1 protein-coding gene is annotated in these 1,257 nt (G+C 60.5%); it reads right to left on the bottom strand.

Going from position 1 to position 1,257, the window contains the following annotated elements:
* Window positions 1–173: 173 nt before the first annotated feature.
* On the bottom strand, window positions 174–1,257 hold a 1,084-nt coding region (locus tag AC1DSN_RS22835; RefSeq protein WP_477333145.1), incomplete at its 5' end, for an efflux RND transporter permease subunit.

Below are 1,257 nucleotides of genomic sequence, written 5' to 3'. Positions count from 1 at the left end.
CCTTGCAACGGTTGAGCCAACGCTGTGCCACATCGTCCGGCGCCCAACCAGGATGGGCATAAATCTGCCGAACGAGTTTGTTGTGAGCGCTAGCGGCTTCGATCGAACGCCGATGTCCCTCGGTAGGTGGGGCGTTGATCGGTGTTTGAAGAGTGGCCCCTCAGGGCGACGCCTCAGAGGCTCCGTCTGGCCTTTCGCTGCGCGTGATCGTGCTTCCACAAATAGATCGCCGGTGTACTGAGCAAGGTCAGCAACTGCGAGACGATCAGTCCGCCAAGCATCGCGATACCGAGTGGCCTGCGCATTTCCGAACCGACGCCGAAGCCGATCACCAGTGGCAGGGCTGCACCCATGGCTGCGAGGGTAGTCATCGTGATCGGCCGAAACCGGACCAGCGCCGCCTCCGTAATGGCTTCCACCGGTCCCATGCCGAGCTCCCGTTCGGCCACCAGCGCGAAGTCCACCATCATGATGGCGTTCTTTTTCACGATGCCGATGAGCATCAGCACGGCGATCACGGACATGAGTGTGAGCGGGGTTTGCGTTACCAACATGGCAAGATAGGCCCCCATGCCCGCTGCAGGTAGCGTCGATAGAATCGTCAAGGGATGGATGAGGCTTTCGTAGAGAATGCCAAGCAGCACGTACATGAGCACGATCACGGCCACCAGCATCACCACGGCGCCCACGACCGCCTCGATCAGCTTCTGGTTGCTGCCCGCATAATCGTTCTGGACGCCTGGCGGCAGCCTCGCCTGGTCGACCAGGTCGTCGACGATCCTGATGCCTTCGACCTGGCTGACGCCTTTCGCGAGGTTATACGTGATCGCGGAGGATTCCAGCTGATTCCAGTGGCTTACGCCTGTCGGCGTAATGGAAGGGGCGATTGTCGCGACGGCAGACAACGGTATCATCTGTCCCTGTGCGCTGCGCACGTAGGTATTGAGAAGATTACCTGGCTGCAAGGAACTGGCGCCCGACGATGTCAGGATGACGCGATATGGGTTGATATCCGAGTAGATGGTGGAGACCGGACGCTGTCCAAACGCGTCGTACAGCGCCTCGTCGATCCGACTCATCGTCACGTCCAACCGGCTGGCCGCATCGCGATCCACCGTCACGGATTGCTGCATGCCAATGCCGTCGAAACTCGTGCCCACGTCGCGAAGTTGCGGTAGGGCCCGGAACCGCTTGGCCAATTCCAACGTGGTTTCCTGCAGGCTGCGCCCCGACGAACTGGTCAACTGCATCTGGTAC

It is taken from the genome of Luteibacter sp. P4_D7_3 (genome assembly GCF_056401735.1).
This window is presented reverse-complemented; position numbering and strand designations above follow the sequence as displayed.